General features: G+C 62.7%; 17 protein-coding genes and 2 pseudogenes. 10 read left to right on the top strand and 9 right to left on the bottom strand.

Annotated features, from left to right (window positions below):
- Nucleotides 1–137: 137 nt before the first annotated feature.
- The 3 genes from ACO1XS_RS21115 to ACO1XS_RS21105 all read right to left on the bottom strand — a co-directional run bounded on the left by ACO1XS_RS21115 (nt 138) and on the right by ACO1XS_RS21105 (nt 2,691).
- On the bottom strand, nt 138–587 hold the full coding sequence (locus tag ACO1XS_RS21115) for a universal stress protein (protein WP_331570428.1): 450 nt from the start codon (nt 585–587) through the stop codon (nt 138–140).
- A gap of 62 nt (nt 588–649) precedes the next feature.
- Nucleotides 650–1,582: a 1-phosphofructokinase family hexose kinase gene (locus ACO1XS_RS21110; protein WP_331570426.1), complete on the bottom strand. Its 933-nt coding sequence runs from the start codon at nt 1,580–1,582 to the stop codon at nt 650–652.
- Nucleotides 1,583–1,653: 71 nt separating this feature from the next.
- Entirely contained in the window at nt 1,654–2,691 is a 1,038-nt protein-coding gene (locus ACO1XS_RS21105) for a zinc-dependent alcohol dehydrogenase family protein (RefSeq protein ID WP_331570424.1), read from the bottom strand.
- 172 nt (nt 2,692–2,863) lie between these two features.
- Between ACO1XS_RS21105 and ACO1XS_RS21100 the strand changes: the two genes are divergently transcribed.
- The gene (locus ACO1XS_RS21100; protein WP_331570422.1) at nt 2,864–3,703 is read left to right on the top strand and encodes a universal stress protein; all 840 of its coding nucleotides are present in this window, start codon (nt 2,864–2,866) and stop codon (nt 3,701–3,703) included.
- Nucleotides 3,704–3,729: 26 nt separating this feature from the next.
- The gene (locus ACO1XS_RS21095; RefSeq protein ID WP_331570420.1) at nt 3,730–4,101 is read left to right on the top strand and encodes a DUF3564 family protein; all 372 of its coding nucleotides are present in this window, start codon (nt 3,730–3,732) and stop codon (nt 4,099–4,101) included.
- Between the two features lie 59 nt (nt 4,102–4,160).
- On the opposite strand, the gene ACO1XS_RS21090 is transcribed toward ACO1XS_RS21095, so the two are convergent.
- On the bottom strand, nt 4,161–4,373 hold the full coding sequence (locus ACO1XS_RS21090) for a DUF2964 family protein (protein WP_414720262.1): 213 nt from the start codon (nt 4,371–4,373) through the stop codon (nt 4,161–4,163).
- A gap of 247 nt (nt 4,374–4,620) precedes the next feature.
- Here ACO1XS_RS21090 and ACO1XS_RS21085 point away from each other — a divergent pair, with 247 nt between their 5' ends.
- Genes ACO1XS_RS21085 through ACO1XS_RS21070 form a run of 4 tightly spaced genes read left to right on the top strand, consistent with a single transcriptional unit; the run spans nt 4,621 to nt 9,506 of the window.
- Nucleotides 4,621–6,390 (top strand): PHA/PHB synthase family protein, encoded by a 1,770-nt coding sequence (locus ACO1XS_RS21085; protein ID WP_331570418.1) that lies wholly within the window; start codon nt 4,621–4,623, stop codon nt 6,388–6,390.
- Entirely contained in the window at nt 6,347–7,360 is a 1,014-nt protein-coding gene (locus ACO1XS_RS21080; RefSeq protein WP_331570416.1) for a bifunctional enoyl-CoA hydratase/phosphate acetyltransferase, read from the top strand. The genes ACO1XS_RS21085 and ACO1XS_RS21080 overlap by 44 nt, the downstream gene beginning before the upstream one ends.
- Nucleotides 7,357–8,568, top strand: a complete 1,212-nt coding sequence (locus ACO1XS_RS21075; protein ID WP_331570414.1) for an acetate/propionate family kinase — start codon at nt 7,357–7,359, stop codon at nt 8,566–8,568. The genes ACO1XS_RS21080 and ACO1XS_RS21075 overlap by 4 nt, the downstream gene beginning before the upstream one ends.
- Nucleotides 8,565–9,506 carry an LOG family protein gene (locus ACO1XS_RS21070; protein WP_331570412.1) on the top strand — a complete coding sequence of 314 codons (942 nt, stop codon included), beginning with the start codon at nt 8,565–8,567 and terminating at the stop codon, nt 9,504–9,506. The genes ACO1XS_RS21075 and ACO1XS_RS21070 overlap by 4 nt, the downstream gene beginning before the upstream one ends.
- 84 nt (nt 9,507–9,590) lie before the next feature.
- Here the strand turns inward: ACO1XS_RS21070 and ACO1XS_RS21065 are convergent, their stop codons facing one another.
- The 3 genes from ACO1XS_RS21065 to ACO1XS_RS21055 form a co-directional block, all read right to left on the bottom strand.
- Complete coding sequence (locus ACO1XS_RS21065) at nt 9,591–10,241, bottom strand: BON domain-containing protein (RefSeq protein ID WP_331570410.1); 651 nt, start codon at nt 10,239–10,241, stop codon at nt 9,591–9,593.
- A 44-nt stretch (nt 10,242–10,285) separates the two neighbouring features.
- Entirely contained in the window at nt 10,286–10,720 is a 435-nt protein-coding gene (locus ACO1XS_RS21060; RefSeq protein WP_331570408.1) for an Hsp20/alpha crystallin family protein, read from the bottom strand.
- A gap of 208 nt (nt 10,721–10,928) precedes the next feature.
- Nucleotides 10,929–11,675 (bottom strand): beta-ketoacyl-ACP reductase, encoded by a 747-nt coding sequence (locus ACO1XS_RS21055; RefSeq protein ID WP_331570406.1) that lies wholly within the window; start codon nt 11,673–11,675, stop codon nt 10,929–10,931.
- Between the two features lie 319 nt (nt 11,676–11,994).
- On the opposite strand from ACO1XS_RS21055, the gene ACO1XS_RS21050 reads away from it, so the two are divergent.
- The 3 genes from ACO1XS_RS21050 to ACO1XS_RS21040 all read left to right on the top strand — a co-directional run bounded on the left by ACO1XS_RS21050 (nt 11,995) and on the right by ACO1XS_RS21040 (nt 13,785).
- Entirely contained in the window at nt 11,995–12,501 is a 507-nt protein-coding gene (locus ACO1XS_RS21050; protein ID WP_331570404.1) for a universal stress protein, read from the top strand.
- On the top strand, nt 12,498–13,325 hold the full coding sequence (locus ACO1XS_RS21045; RefSeq protein WP_331570402.1) for a universal stress protein: 828 nt from the start codon (nt 12,498–12,500) through the stop codon (nt 13,323–13,325). The genes ACO1XS_RS21050 and ACO1XS_RS21045 overlap by 4 nt, the downstream gene beginning before the upstream one ends.
- Nucleotides 13,326–13,440: 115 nt before the next feature.
- The gene (locus ACO1XS_RS21040) at nt 13,441–13,785 is read left to right on the top strand and encodes a c-type cytochrome (protein ID WP_331570400.1); all 345 of its coding nucleotides are present in this window, start codon (nt 13,441–13,443) and stop codon (nt 13,783–13,785) included.
- 24 nt (nt 13,786–13,809) lie between these two features.
- Here ACO1XS_RS21040 and ACO1XS_RS21035 read toward each other — a convergent pair.
- Nucleotides 13,810–14,478, bottom strand: a pseudogene (locus ACO1XS_RS21035) (aldehyde dehydrogenase family protein); the annotation flags it as partial.
- 99 nt (nt 14,479–14,577) lie between these two features.
- Entirely contained in the window at nt 14,578–14,982 is a 405-nt protein-coding gene (locus ACO1XS_RS21030; RefSeq protein WP_331570398.1) for a RidA family protein, read from the bottom strand.
- Nucleotides 14,983–15,080: 98 nt separating this feature from the next.
- On the opposite strand from ACO1XS_RS21030, the pseudogene ACO1XS_RS21025 reads away from it, so the two are divergent.
- A pseudogene (locus ACO1XS_RS21025) lies at nt 15,081–15,323 on the top strand (LysR family transcriptional regulator); the annotation flags it as partial.
- Nucleotides 15,324–15,328: the final 5 nt, after the last annotated feature.

The raw sequence follows: 15,328 nt of genomic DNA, 5'->3' as shown, positions 1-15,328 counted from the left end.
GACCTGCGCCGCGCCCTCGCTGTAGCGCTCATGGCCTGGTGTTGCAGCAAGTCCCCCGGCCGCTGGCGTATCGACGAATGCAGATTCGAACGGGCCGGGAATCGGCCGGTTGTGTCTTCTCGCCAGCGAGCGTTCGATTACGCGGTGTCCCGAGTTAAGAGCACAGGGCAGTGGGAAACGCGCAAAAAGCGCTCGGCCACACTGCCGAGCACGAGACGCTGCACACCCCGGCGCCCGTGCGTGCCCATCGCCACGAGATCGGCACCGTGGTTTTCGGCATATCTGAGCAAGCAGTGCGCGACGTCGTCCGCGAGACTTTCGGTTTCGACGGCTTCGACATCGCCCGCCACACGCTGCGCCGCCATCGCATCTCGTGCGGCGTCGAGCACCGCGCCGCCGTTGGCGCGCAATGCCTCCATCAGCGCGACCGGATCGTAGTATCCGGCGTACATGAAGAGCGGCGACTTGTCGACGATATGCACGACGCGCACCTCGGCATGCGCCAGCTTGGCCAGCCGCAACGCTTCGTCCAGCGCGCGTTTCGATGACCCACTGCCGTCGACGGCAACCAGTATCTTTCTGTACACGATTCATCTCCCATCGCTGCCTGGCAGCGGCAATCGACACTTTCGCCGGAGGGCCTTGCGGCTCACCCGATGACGATGTCGCGGTATAAGCGCTCGATATCTTCTTTTTTGCAAAGTTCGGTGCCCGCGTTCAGTAGCGAGGCGCACGCCGCCGCCAATCCATAGCGAAACGCGTCCTCGAGCGGTGCGTCGCGATCGAGTGCCCAAACGAGTGCGCCCAGAAAGCTGTCGCCAGCACCGATCGCGCTGGCGACAGGCACGCTCAGAGCCGGCGCGCGCAGCACGGCGCGCTCGCTGACGAGCAAGGCGCCCAGCCCGCCCAGCGTCAATACGACCGTGTGGGCCTGTCCCGCATGCACGAGCGCGAGCGCCGCCTCTTTCCATTCGGACTCGTCGGCGAGCGGCCGGCCGGTAAGTTCACGAAGCTCGCCAAGACTGGGTTTGACGAGGAAAACGCCCGCATCGAGCGCCGATCGCAAAGCAGGTCCGGAGGTGTCGAGCACGACCCGGGTCCCCTTCGATCGCGCCGATCGAGCCAGCCTTGCATAGATGTCATCGGGAACTCCCGGAGGCAAGCTGCCGCTCAAGACGAGATAGCTCGGCGGCGGGTCGAACGCGTCCAGCCGCGCGATGCAGCCTCGCCACTCCGCCTCGGCGAGAGTCGGTCCAGGAAGGACGAAGCGAAACTGGCGCCCGGTCGACTTCTCGTAGACGGAAAAGCTCTCACGTGTCTCGCCGACGATCTCGATGCACTGCCCGCACACGTTTTCCGCCTCGACGAGGCGCCGCAGTTCCTCGCCGAACGGGCCGCCCGCAAGATAGACAGCCACGCAATCGCCGCCCAGCCGCTCGATAACGCGCGCGACGTTGATACCCCCGCCGCCAGGATGCCTGAGCGCCGTGTCGCATCGGAGCTTGCGCGTATCGATCACCTGCTCGACGGCGGTCGAAACATCGAGCGCGGGATTCAGCGTGAGAGTCACGATCCGCGGCATCTGTCCTCCGTTGGGTTAGCGCCGCGCGGTGCGGTCACGACGCCGAGCGCGGCCCGTTTGTGCGCCGGCAATCATGTTTCGATGAGCACCTTCAGCGCATGCGTGTCGGCGGCATGTCCAAACGTCTCGTAAGCTTTGTCGATCTCGCCGAGCTTGAAGCGATGCGTGATGAGCTGCTTTGGATCGAGCTTGCCCGACCGCACGGTCTTCAACAGCATCGGCGTACTCACCGTATCGACGAGGCGTGTCGTGATCGCGATATTGCGATCCCATAGCTTCTCCAGATGCAGATCGGCTTTCACGCCGTGCACGCCGATATTTGCAATGATTCCGCCCGGAGCGACAATCGCTTCGCACAGCTCGAAGCTCGCGGGCACACCGACGGCCTCGATCACACAGTCAGCGCCCACTCCCTCGGTCAGCTTCATCACTGCCGCAGCGGGATCGAGCGCGCTGATGTCGATACAATCGGTCGCGCCGAACCGCCGAGAAATCTCGAGGCGATTCGCATCGCGGTCGATCATCATGATTCGTGCGGGCGAGTAGAACTGAGCGGTCAACAGCGCGGCGAGCCCGATCGGACCTGCGCCTACGATCGCCACTGTGCTACCGGGCTCGACTTTGCCGTTGAGCACGCCGCATTCGAACCCTGTCGGCAGAATGTCCGACAACATCACGAGCGCGTCTTCGTCGGCACCCGCCGCGATGTGATAGAGACTGGTATCGGCGTGTGGAATGCGCACGTACTCGGCCTGAGTGCCATCGATCCGGTTGCCCAGGATCCAGCCTCCCGTCGTGCAGTGCGAGTACATGCCGCGCCTGCAGTACTCGCATTTGCCGCACGACGAAATGCATGAAATCAGCACATGGTCGCCCGGCTTGAACGCCGTCACGGCAGAGCCGACCTCTTGAACGATGCCGACGCCTTCATGGCCGAGAATGCGGCCGGGTTCGCATGTCGGCACGTCCCCTTTGAGAATGTGCAAATCGGTTCCGCAAATGGTTGTGCGGGTGACCCGAAGGATCGCGTCGGTCGCATCGACGAGAGCCGGTGTCGGGCGATCGTCGAGCGAGCATGCGCCGGGACCGTGATACACGAGAGCTTTCATTACTGGATTACCTCCAAGGAGCCAAAGGTTCGTTCTGCATACAAAACACCTTAAGCCTTGGCGAAACACCCCGGGTTGATTTGCGTCAATCAGTAGAACTCGCCGCGCTCCTAGACTGGAAACAGTTAAGCACCCATCCAGTATCGGAATTCCATTCTTGGGAGCAATGGCAATGAGTTACAAAAGCATCCTCGTGCACCTCGATCCGAGCCAGGCTGTGCACAACCGGCTGGAACTCGCGCTATCGCTTTCCAAGCAGTTCGAAGCTCATCTCACGGGGTTTTTCACTGTCTTCAGGCCGGAACCCGGATCTTTCTACGTGATGGCAGGCAACGCCGACCTTTACAGGGAGCTCGACCATCGGCGCGAGGAGCGCAAAGGCGCTCTCGAACGCCTGTTCCGGGCCGAAATGTTGCGTCTCGGGGTCGCGGGAGAATGGCAATCTTCGACGGAATACGCCAATCGGTACGTGCCGCAGGCGGCTCGTCTCGCCGATCTGGCCATCGTCGGTCAATACGATCCCAGCGACCCCGAGTCGTTCGTCGCCGACCAATTCGTCGAAAATCTGGTGCTCTCGTCGGGACGCCCCGTGTTGGTCGTGCCGTATGCCCGCCAATTCAAAAGCACCGGCTCGCGCGTACTTGTTGCGTGGGACGGCAGTCGCGAGGCCACCCGCGCGCTACACGATGCGTTGCCGTTTCTGGGCCGCGCGAAGCAAGTGACCGTGCTCACCATCGACGCGCTGAAGGGCGAGCCCCCATCGAGCCGCATTCCCGGGTCCGATATCGCGGCGATCGTCTCGCGTTATGGCGCCAACGTCGCCACGCAGGACGTCGAGGGTATGAAAGACGTGCCGACCGGCGAAGCGATCCTCTCCCGAGCCGCCGACCTCGATGCAGACCTGCTCGTGATGGGTTGCTACGGCCATTCGCGCTGGCGCGAGTGGGTGCTCGGTGGCGCGACGCGGTCGATTCTCAAATCGATGACGTTGCCGGTGCTGATGTCGCACTGATAGGAAGCCGTCGACAGGAGACTTCAATGAGAATCACCCTACACCTCGATACATTCAATACCAACCCTAGCGCGTACGCCATTCTCTGGCTGGACGACGCTTCGCTCAAATGGTCGCGCGAAGCGCACGCCGGCCTCGCGCTACCCGCGTGGGGAACCGTGCGCACGGAAGCAGGCAGGACATTGATATTGGACCCGTCCGGCACGCAGCAGCTATGCAAGCTCGAAGGGTTGGGGCTCGGAACCGATGGCGGACCGTTCGAGGGCGAAGTCGGTCGCGCCTCGTGGTGCAATCGGGGTTCGACGAAACGCATGCTGGGCGATTGGCACGTGCAGTGCGTCGACTGCGAAACGAGCGAACCCGAATTCGGCGTCTTTGCCGATGACGAAGCCGCTTGACCTGATATTCGCGACACTCGCACCGCCGGCCACGGTCAACGCCTTCCGGAAGACTTCGTTCATTTCCAAGGATCCGGGTGCGAGTCCTCGTCGAGACCCATGAGCGGGTTGAGCAGGAGCACGAACGCCGCGACGCCGATGACGACTGCCGCCGCACCATAACGGACCGCACTGTCCCGATCAAAAAACAGTCCGTGAATTGCGGCAAAGATGCCGCAAATCGCGACGAATACCGCCAGCGTCGCCAATACGATTCGAAAGTTTGCTCGCATGATCGAACTGCCCCACTGTGCACGCATTGCTCGTGCGACGGCCCGGTGCCGGCGCCAGAGCCTTCATCTTCGCCGGTTGCCTGTGCGCCTCGTTGATATGCGTCAATCGTGCGCGAAGTGAGTAACGAACCATCGCGTACGTTCACACGAATGCCCGAGCCCCAAGCGTCGCGCGCGTTGACGTAGGTCATACCTGCCGGCACCCACGTGTGTAGAGTGGATTTCACGCCGAACTGAAGGATGCTCGATGGATACGCGCAGCAAGGAGAAAAACCCGATCGACGATGCCGCGCTCACGCCCGGCCTTCTAAGCGACAGCCCATTTCGCGCGCTCGACCATGCGAAGGAAGCATGGATCGCGCAAGCCACCGGCGGCCCATCGCCGGCAGCGCTCGCACTCGCTTTCTCCGATTGGTTCATTCACTTGCTGGCGGCACCCGGCAAGCGGATGGAACTCGCTGCACTCGCCGCGAGCCAGGCGGCCCAACTACTGGACTGCGCATACGGTATCGCGCCACGCGAGCCGGATCTGCCGAGCGACGATCGGTTTCGCGCCCCCGTCTGGCAGATCCCCCCATTCCGCGCCTGGCAGTATTCGTTCCGACTGACCGAACAATGGTGGTGTGCAGCGACGCACGAGATGCCCGGCGTGACGCGCCACCATCAAGACGTAGTGTCGTTCGCCGCGCGGCAATGGCTCGACGTTTTTTCGCCGGGCAACTTCCCGCCGACGAATCCCGAGGTCGTCCAACGCACGGCCGAAACCTTCGGCGTCAATCTCGTTCAAGGTACGTTGAACGCGCTCGAAGACGCGTCGCGCGTCGCCGCCGGGCAACCGCCCGAGGGAACGCAGCGGTTCAAACCCGGCGTCGATGTCGCCGTCACGCCCGGGCGCGTCGTTTTTCGCAACCACCTGATCGAGTTGATCCAATACCGTGCGTCGACCGCCGAAGTTCGTGCCGAGCCGATACTGCTCGTGCCCGCGTGGATCATGAAGTACTACATTCTCGATCTGTCGCCGCACAACTCGCTGGTGCGATATCTCGTCGACCAGGGGTACACCGTCTTCTGCATATCGTGGCGCAACGTCGACAAGGACGATCGCGATCTTGGATTCGACGACTACCGTAACCTTGGCATCATGGCTGCGCTCGATGCCATATTGCAAATCATGCCCGGGCGCAAGATCCACGCGGCCGGCTACTGCCTGGGTGGCACGCTTCTCGCGATCGCGGCTGCCGAGATGGCCCGCCGGCGCGACGAGACGCTGGCCTCGATCACGTTGTTTGCCGCGCAAACGGACTTCAGCGAACCCGGGGAACTGCAGCTGTTCATTGACGACAGCCAGATCTATTTTCTCGAGAGCGCTATGTGGGAACGTGGCTATCTCGGCGGCGAGCAAATGGCGGGGTCGTTTCAGCTGCTGAAATCGAACGATCTTGTCTGGTCGCGTGTCGTCCACGATTACCTTCTCGGCGAACGCGCGCCGATGAGCGACTTGAACGCGTGGAACGCGGACCGCACGCGCATGCCCTATCGCATGCACTCGGAGTATCTGCGCAAGCTCTTTCTCGGCAACGACCTTGCATGTGCAAGATACGAGGTTGACGATCGGCCCGTTTCCCTGCGCAACATCCGCACGCCGATGTTCGTCGTGGGCACGGAACGTGACCATATCGCGCCATGGCGGTCCGTCTACAAAATCCACCATCTCTGCGATGCCGACATCACGTTCGTGCTGACGAGCGGTGGCCACAACGCGGGCATCGTCAGCGAGCCGAACCATCCACACCGCCACTACCGTATCGAAACTACCGCCGCCACGGGTCTCAGCGTCGGTCCGGACGAATGGATGGCACTCGCGGACCGACATGAGGGCTCATGGTGGCCCGAATGGAGCGAATGGCTCGGTATGCGCTCTAGCGCGAAACGCCTCCCACCCCCAGCGTGCGGGTCGCTGGGGGTGGAAGACCATGCCACGGCCGACGCCCCTGGCACCTACGTTTTCCAAAGATAGAAGGGACCACGTGAACGACGATCTTTCGGGCAGCCGGCTCACAGGTCACGGTCGCTACGAAGCATTCATTCGCAGCGCTCAGAGCCGGCCGCCCCTGCGAACCGCGATCGTACACCCCTGCTCTCCCGAAGCTATTCGGGCGGCCGTCGAGGCGCGCGACGAAAACCTGCTCGACCCCGTGCTGATCGGCCCGGAAGCGAAGATCCGGGCGGCGGCGGATGCTGCCCAGTGCAGCCTCGCACACATCACGATCGAAGCGGTCGCGCACAGCCACGCCGCGGCCGCCCGAGCCGTCGAGCTCGGCTCGTCCGGAGCGGTGGCGGCGTTGATGAAGGGCAGCCTGCACACCGACGAGCTGCTCTCGGCCGTGGTCGCACCGGGCTCCGGCCTGCGAACCGAGCGGCGCGTCAGCCACGTCTATGTCATGGATGTTCCAGCTTATGAAAAACCGCTCGTCATCACGGACGCGGCCGTCAACATCGCGCCCGACCTCATGCAAAAACGCGACATCTGCCAGAACGCGATCGACTTCCTACGGCTGATGGGCATCGACGAGCCGCGCGTGGCGGTTGTGGCCGCGGTGGAAACCGTGAATCCCAAGATGCAATCCACGCTCGATGCGGCCGCGCTCACGGTCATGGCCACACGCGGTCAAATCACGGGCGGCCTGGTCGATGGCCCGCTTGCATTCGACAATGCGGTCAGCCCCGCGGCCGCGCTGACGAAAGGCATCGTTTCGCCGGTCGCGGGCCGAGCCGACATCCTGCTCATGCCCGATCTCGAAGCCGGCAATATGCTCGTCAAGCAACTCATGCTGTTTGCCGGCGCGGACGGCGCGGGTCTCGTGTTGGGCGCACGCTTACCGGTCATCCTCACGAGCCGCGCCGATTCGCTGCGCGTGCGCCTGGCGTCGGCCGCGCTCGCCAAGCTCGTTGCCGAACGCACGCACCACGATGCCATTCCATCATGAGCGAACCGCTTCTCCTCACGTTCAACCCCGGCTCATCGACGATCAAATGCGGGCTGTTTCGCGTAACGGGCACCTCGCCGATACGCATTGGCAGCGGCAGCATCGATTTTCGGAGCGCACCGTTATCGCTGAACATCTCGAATGGTGGCGAAGCTGTGCGGGTGCCGTTACGCGCACCGCGCACGGACGATCTGCATGCTGTCATCGACGAAACGCTCGATTGGTTCAAAGACCATTTTTCGTTGAACGATTTCGCGCTGGTCGGGCATCGGGTCGTACATGGAGGCGACCGATTCAAAGGTCCCATTGCGATCGACGATCGCGCGCTGGCGGCCATCGAAGAACTCGTCCCGCTCGCGCCGCTGCACCAACCGCAAAGCGTTCGGCTCATTCGTGCCATCCGCACTCTACGGCCACACGTGCACCAAACAGCATCGTTCGATACCGCATTTCATCAGGGGCAACCCGATCTCGTGCGACGCTTTGCGATCGCGCGGCGCCTGTTCGACGAAGGCATCAAGCGATATGGCTTTCATGGCCTGTCATATCGGTTCATCGCCTCGCAACTCGCCAGCCTTTTCCCTGCGCTTGCGCGTGGCAAGATCGTCGCAGCCCACCTCGGGAGCGGAGCGAGCCTCTGTGCACTCGAGGGCGGTGTGAGCCGCGACACGAGCATGGGGTTTTCGACGCTCGACGGCGTTCCAATGGCAACGCGTTGCGGCGCGCTGGATGCCGGTGTCGTGCTGCACCTGCTCGGCCAGCGTCAGTTCAGCCTCGCCGAAGTTGAAGCATTGCTCTATCACGAATCCGGCTTGCTTGGTGTCTCGGGCATCAGCGCCGACAGCCGTGAATTGCTGGCGAGCGCGTTGCCGCAAGCGCGCGAAGCGCTGGACCTCTTTGCCTTTCGTATTGCCGGCGAGGTCGCAAGGCTGGCGACCTCCATGGGCGGGCTCGACGCTGTTGTTTTTACAGCCGGCATCGGAGAGCACCAACCTGCCATTCGAGCGGCAGTCTGCGAACGCCTGGCATGGCTTGGGGTTCGGATCGATGCCCCCTCGAACGCACGCAACGCGCGCGTTATCAGCGATACCACGAGCAAGGTGGACGTGCTCGTGATCGCGACGGACGAAGAGCAGGTGATTGCGCAAGAGGCGGTATCGGTGCTCGACGGCCAGCGCTTGGCGAAAGGATCGGGAGGTGCGCAATGAAGGGACACACTGGCATAGTCGCCGAGCCGCACGCGGCATTGCCGTGTTCTGCGCAAACCGACACGATTGCTTCGGCCCCGGCCGCCGGAGACCAAGACGTATCCGGCGACGAGGTACAGCAGGAAGCCGCCGAGCGCGTGCGGCAACTGATCGAGAGCCCCAGCTACCGGCAGGCCGACGCAGACCGGGCCTTCCTGTTGCGCCCCGAGATGTGCGGCGTGCGCCTGCAACTGGACTTCTGGAAGACGGAGGAAATCCTGCGGCGCCACGGCATCGAACACACGATCGTCGTGTACGGGAGCACCCGCCTCATCGAGCCCGCGGCAGCGCAGCAGCGCCTCGACGCGGCGAGACAAGCGCTCGCCGACGCGCCCTTGAATCCACAATGCCGAAGAGCAGCCGCCATCGCCGAGCGGCTGCTCGCGAAGAGCGCGTACTATTCGATCGCTCGCGAATTCGGTCGGCTGGTCGGACGCGCGCGTACCTCAGGCGCACCGCCGCAACTCGCGATCGTCACTGGCGGCGGCCCAGGCATCATGGAGGCCGCCAATCGCGGCGCGTTCGAATCCGGCGCACCAAGCATCGGCTTGAACATCTCGCTGCCGCGCGAGCAGCTCCCGAACCCCTACATCAGTCCCGACCTTTGCTTCAAGCTGCATTACTTCGCCATCCGGAAGCTCCACCTGCTCGAGCGCGCCAAGGCCGCCGTGTTTTTCCCCGGCGGCTACGGCACATGCGACGAACTGTTCGAGGTTCTCACGCTCCTGCAGACGGGGAAAATCGCGCCGCTGCCCGTGGTGCTCGTCGGTGAGCAATACTGGCGGCGAGCGATCGACTTCGATTTCCTCGTCGAAGAAGGCACGATCGCCGCCAGCGATACGGCACTGTTCTCGTTCGCCGAGGATGCCCAGGAGATCTGGCAGTCGATCACGCGCTGACGAGGGTTGTCCGCATACACCGGCGAAAACGGCGCTTCCGTCCTCCCCGCCATGAAGCACGGGGAGTTCATACAGCCGGCCGCCTTACCCGACGACGAGATTGTCGATCACCGCGTGCACACCCGGCGCGGACCATGCGGCGCCACGTGCGGCCGAGCGCTCGGCGTACGAACCCACCGTGCCGGTCAGCGTCACCGTGCCGTCGCGAACCTTGATCTGAATATGCTTGGCTTCGCGCTCGGCATGCCGCTGCATCGCCTTGCCGATCTTCTCCGCGACATTTTCGGCCGCTTTGGGGCCGGCAACGTCGATCAGGTTCGTCACGCCGGTCACGCTGCGCATCTGACCGATCGTGCGCCCGGCGAGATAGCTCAGGTGCGCATTGGCGAGTTCGCCGCGCAACGTCACCCAGCCATTTTCGACCTGCACCTTGATGGCGTCATGCGGAACCCCGACGGTCCAGCGCAGCAATGAGCGCACCGCATTGGCGATGTCTTCGTCGGTATGCACGTCGTCGTGCGGCAGTCGAACATGCATTTCGACCACCACGGCCTTCACGCCCGCGACTCTTTGGGCCGCCTTCTCGGCGGCGAGCTTTTCCGCGTAACTCGAGGGGTGGCCCGACAGCGTGACGATACCGTCCGTCACCTCGACGCCGATCAGCGCCGAATTAATCAGAGGCGAGAATTCCAGCTCCTCTTCGACTTCATGCTTCAGTTGCTTGTCTGTCTTCATCGCGCCCTCCTTCAGGCCACGTTCGAAATCGTGCTGCCTGACGCTCAGCTGATCTGCAGACGCTTTTGTTCGGTGTTTTTCTTCTTCGGCAGCGTCATCGACAGCACACCATCCTGATACGTCGCGGACGACGCGCCCTCGTCGATGTCGCTCGCGAGCGAGAACGAGCGGCTCATCGCACCCGAATAGCGTTCGCGGCGAATCACCTGCTCGCCTTCCTTCAGTTCCTTGCTGCGCTCGGCCTTGGCGCTGATCGATACCACATTGCCATCGATTTTTACGTCGATGTCTTCCTTGTTGACGCCAGGCATCTCGGCTTTTACGGTGTAAGCGGCATCGCTTTCCGAAACGTCGACCTTGATGTCCGAAAGCGGCACGCCGCCTTCGAGCGTCAGGCTTCGCATCGGCCGGAAGAACCCCTGGAACAGGTCGGCCACCGGCTCGAGCGAAAACGGGTCATAACGGGTCGGGCTGCTCATAGCACACTCCTTTATGGAAACTCACAATACAGGTGCGTGCGCACCCGTGACAGCGCCTGCGTCCCGCACTCCGGCAGCTTCTCGCCTCGTCGGTTGCACGAGACCATGCACGAACTACTCTAGCCAGTGTCGTCGTAGGGCGATTGACTTGCGTCAACTCGCAGCCATCTGCGCTTCACTGTCGTAAAGGCACTTGCGATTCCTACGCTTACCGCATATGCATGCCGCCGTTGATCGCGATTTCCGCGCCCGTTACGAACGCGGCATCGTCCGAACAAAGGAATGCCACGAGCGCGGCGACTTCATCAGGGCGTCCGAGCCGGCCAATGGGAATCTGCGGCAAGATGCGTGTTTGCATGACCTCCTCGGGCACCGACGCAATCATCGCCGTATCGAGGTAGCCGGGCGATACCGTGTTCACCGTCACGCCGCGCTTGGCGACTTCGAGGGCCAGCGCTTTCGTGAAACCGTGCACGCCCGCCTTCGCGGCCGAATAATTCGTCTGTCCAAAAGCACCACGTGAGCCGTTCACCGACCCGATGTTCACGACACGCCCGAAGCCGCGCTCCACCATCCCGCCGATGAACGGCTTCGTCACGTTGAACAGAGCGTCGAGGTCCGTGCGCATCACCGCATTCCAGTCGGCCTTCGTCATCTTCGCGAACGTGCTGTCCCGCACGATGCCCGCATTGTTGATCAGCACGTCGACTGCGCCGTGATCGGCGAGCACACGTTTCGCGCATTGCTCGCACGAATCGAATTCGGCGACGTCCATCTCGTAGGCGTGGAACTTGCGCCCCGCGTCGCGCTCGTGCATGAGCCATGTCGATACGTGATCGTTATGTTCGGAATGCGACATCGCGACCGTCATCCCCATGGCGTGAAGACGCCGGCTGATCGCCGCGCCGAGGCCTCCCATACCTCCGGTGACGAAGGCAACCCGTTTAGCGGACATGCTGTTCTCCTCGAAAGGGAAATGCGCTGGATACCGGCGTGGCGTATCGGCGAGCGCCGTTAGGTGGCGCAAAAAAATTCGCGTGACGAGATCACTGTACGCAGCCGCTTTCGCACGCACTTGACTTCCGTCAATCAAACATGAACCGCCGCCAGCGGCTAGAACCGATGCACTCCACGCGATGCGTTCCAGCATCCGCGGACTGCGCATCCGGAGCCCACGCTCGATTGATCTGTGTCAATCCGCAATAAAACGCCGCTCCTAGACTCTAGATTACGCAAAGGCACTTCCGTTCCGTTGCAAACGAAGAGGTCCGATCATGTACCAACGCATCCTCGCGCCGATCGACGGCAGCGGCACCGCACAGCGCGCGTTCGATTTCGCGCTCGAGACAGCCCGCGAGAACGGCGCAGAACTGATTCCGCTGTACGTCGTCGAGGTTCCGATCGCGGCCTATCAGGCGCCCGGATTCAATCCGGCGATCGTGCGCGACACTTTGTTCGAAGAAGGCGAGCGATTGAAGGCGGAGACACTCGCCGCCATGCAGCGGCAAAACGTCAAGGGCGCGCCGTCTGTGGTCGAAGCCGCCGTACCCGGCGGCGACATCGCGGAGTGCATTCTGGAACAAGCGCGTGCCAACCACTGCGACCTCGTCGTCATGGGTACGCATGGCCGGCGCGGCGTCCGGCGGCTCATGCTCGGCAGCGTCGCCGAGCGCTTCTTGCGCATGGCTTTCTGTCCGGTGCTGTTGATTCCCGGCAGCGTCGAAGGCGCCGCCCCGGCGGCGGCTGCAGCGCCCTCCCAAACCGAAAAGGAACCGTCATGACTTATCAGACTTTGCTCGTCCACGTCGACGACAGCCGCCATAGCGAAGCGCGTGTGGACCTCGCGCTAGATCTCGCGCTCAAATACAACGCTCACCTGGTCGGCCTTTATGTGGTCTGCCAGGAGATATTCCGCCCGCTGCTCAAGCGCGATGACAGCCTCAATTTGGCCACTCTGGAAGCGCAAGGCGCGGAGCGCAGGCTGCGCGCGCAGGAACAGTTCACCGCCGCAGCCAAGCGCGCCGGATGCCGGTTCGAGTGGCAGGCGCCCGCGGGTCCCGCAGTTGACGCCGCCACCTTGTACGCCCGCCATGCCGATCTCCTGATCGTGGGTCAGGAAGACCCCGACGACCAGGCATCGTATGTCGCTCGCAATTTCATCGAAGATCTCGTCATGACCGCCGGGCGTCCCGTAATCGTGGTGCCGTACGCGGGCCGCGTCACTTCGTTCGGCGAGAACGTCGTCGTGGCGTGGGACGGCAGCCGTGAAGCCGCTCGCGCGCTCGCCGACGCGCTGCCGATCCTCAAACGCGCGCGCTTCGTAACGGTCTCGACAGTGGTGAAGCACCCGGATCGAGACGAGCCGGCCGGGTTCGACGTCTCCGGTTATCTCGAGCGGCACGGCGTACGTGCGGGGTTTGCGTCGATACCGCGCGCGTCCGGCGTCAGCACCGGAGCGACGCTCCTGAATCAGTTGAGCGACGTGCATGCCGACCTGCTCGTGATGGGTGCCTATGCGCATGCGCGCGCACGGGAGCAGGTGCTGGGCGGCGTCACGCGCACGATGCTCGAAACGATGACGGTTCCCGTGCTGATGTCCCACTGACCCACGGTGCGGCCGGTGCCGTATCCGTATGCGAGAACCGCACTCGATGGGCGTCGATCTGGCTGTGGCCGTGTCCCACATTTCACGCTGAGCGCGTCTCTTTCGGAAAAAAGCAATGAATGTGCGGCAAAAGCAATATGCAATCGGTACGGCCTGGCTGCTGGCTGCGGTGTTCGGCTCGCCGGCATTCGCGCAGCAGCATGAACCCACCGAGCTGATCGATCAGCAGCATTGCATGTTCTGCCACACTATCGACGCGCCGTTTCTTGCGCCGTCCTTCCATCAAATCGCCGACCGCTATCGGGACAAGCCGCAAGCCGCCGAAATGCTCGAGCACAAACTACGTCTCGGTGGAAAAGCGCACTGGGGCGACACGTCGATGCCGCTGCCCGCGGATCGCGGCGGCCCACTGTCGCCAGAGGACGCGCATACGCTTATCCAATGGGTGCTCAGCCAGTAATCCCGGGGGCAGGTAGCGACGCATTCAATCGTAGTAGCCAAGTACCGACTTGACCTCTGTGTACTCCTCCATCCCTTCGATCCCATATTCACGGCCGTTCCCGGATTGCTTGTATCCGCCGAACGGCGCCTGCGGATCCCATGCCGGATAGTTGAGATGCACCTGTCCCGAACGGATGCGCGCGGCTACCGCACGCATGAGTGCCTTGTCCGTGCCTTGAACATGCGCACCCAGTCCATAGACGGTGTCGTTCGCAATGGTGACGGCTTCTTCGACCGTGTCGTAAGGAAGGATCGCAAGCACTGGGCCAAAAATCTCCTGCTGGGCGATGTTCATATCGGTGCGGACATCGGAGAAGATAGTCGGGCGTGCATAGAATCCCCTGCTGAATCCCGCGGGTCGGCCGGGGCCACCCGCGATGACCTTTGCGCCTTCCTCGATGCCCGCTTCGATCATCTGCCGAACTCTGTCGAACTGCATGCGATTGGCCAGTGGGCCATGCGTCGTCGCCTCGTCGAGCGGATCGCCAACGATCATCTTTTCCGTTGCGGCCACAGCCAACTCATTCACCGCCTCGAGAACGTCGCGCGGCACGATCATGCGGGTCGGTGCGCTGCATGACTGGCCCATGTTCCGGAATGCAGCGGCGACGCCTGGCGCAATGGCCCTCGGCAGGTCGGCATCCGGTAGCATTCGCCATCGACAAAGAACCGATCCAGCCTTTGCGCTTGCATCAGGTGATGAACAGGAGAAGTCACTGCAGTGCGTCCTTGAGTGCGGGATAGCGCATTGCTACGCCAACGCCACCGCCTCGATCTCGATCGTCAGACCGAAATGAAGCGCCGGAACCGGCACGACGGCACGGGCGGGTCTCGCGTCGCCGGCCCAGCGTGCATAGATTTCATTGAAGCTCGCCCAATGCGCGATGTCGACGATATAGACACGGACCTGAACCAGCTTCTCGGTCCCGCTGCCAGCACCGATCAATGCGGACGCCAGGTTGGCCAACGCCTGCTCGGCCTGCGCCTCGAAGGGTTGGCCGGTGAGCTTGGCGCCACTCGCGTCGATTGGAAGTTGACCGGACACGAAAACCAGGCCGTTTGCGATCGCAACGTGACTGTAATGGCCACCGGGCGTCGCCAGCCCGGGAGGGTTCATCGTCTGAGGCAACTGCGTACCGTGTTCGTGCTGAACCATGAGCCACTCCGTTCGGAATCCGTAGCCTGCACTATAGAAAAAAAACGCCCCATCTTGTTTAATACGGAGTGAACCCTTCGTTAAAGGTCACTTAATGCTCGAACTGGAAGACATGGCATTACCTCGCCCCCAACGACCGCTTGCTGTGTGCAAGCCCCCCGTTTGCGCGTCGTTTATCGAAGCTCGATCATCCATCCGAACTCGCGCAGTGCGCGTTCCTCAGTTTGCGCGAGAACGATGAAGACGTGACCCGCTTACGCTTCACTCGACACGATGCGGCGGGCAAACGCCCGAGCAAGGCCGTCACGATCCGGCTCGCCCGTACTGTATCCTCGAACGACGCACA

It is taken from the genome of Trinickia sp., assembly GCF_057351765.1.
This window is presented reverse-complemented; position numbering and strand designations above follow the sequence as displayed.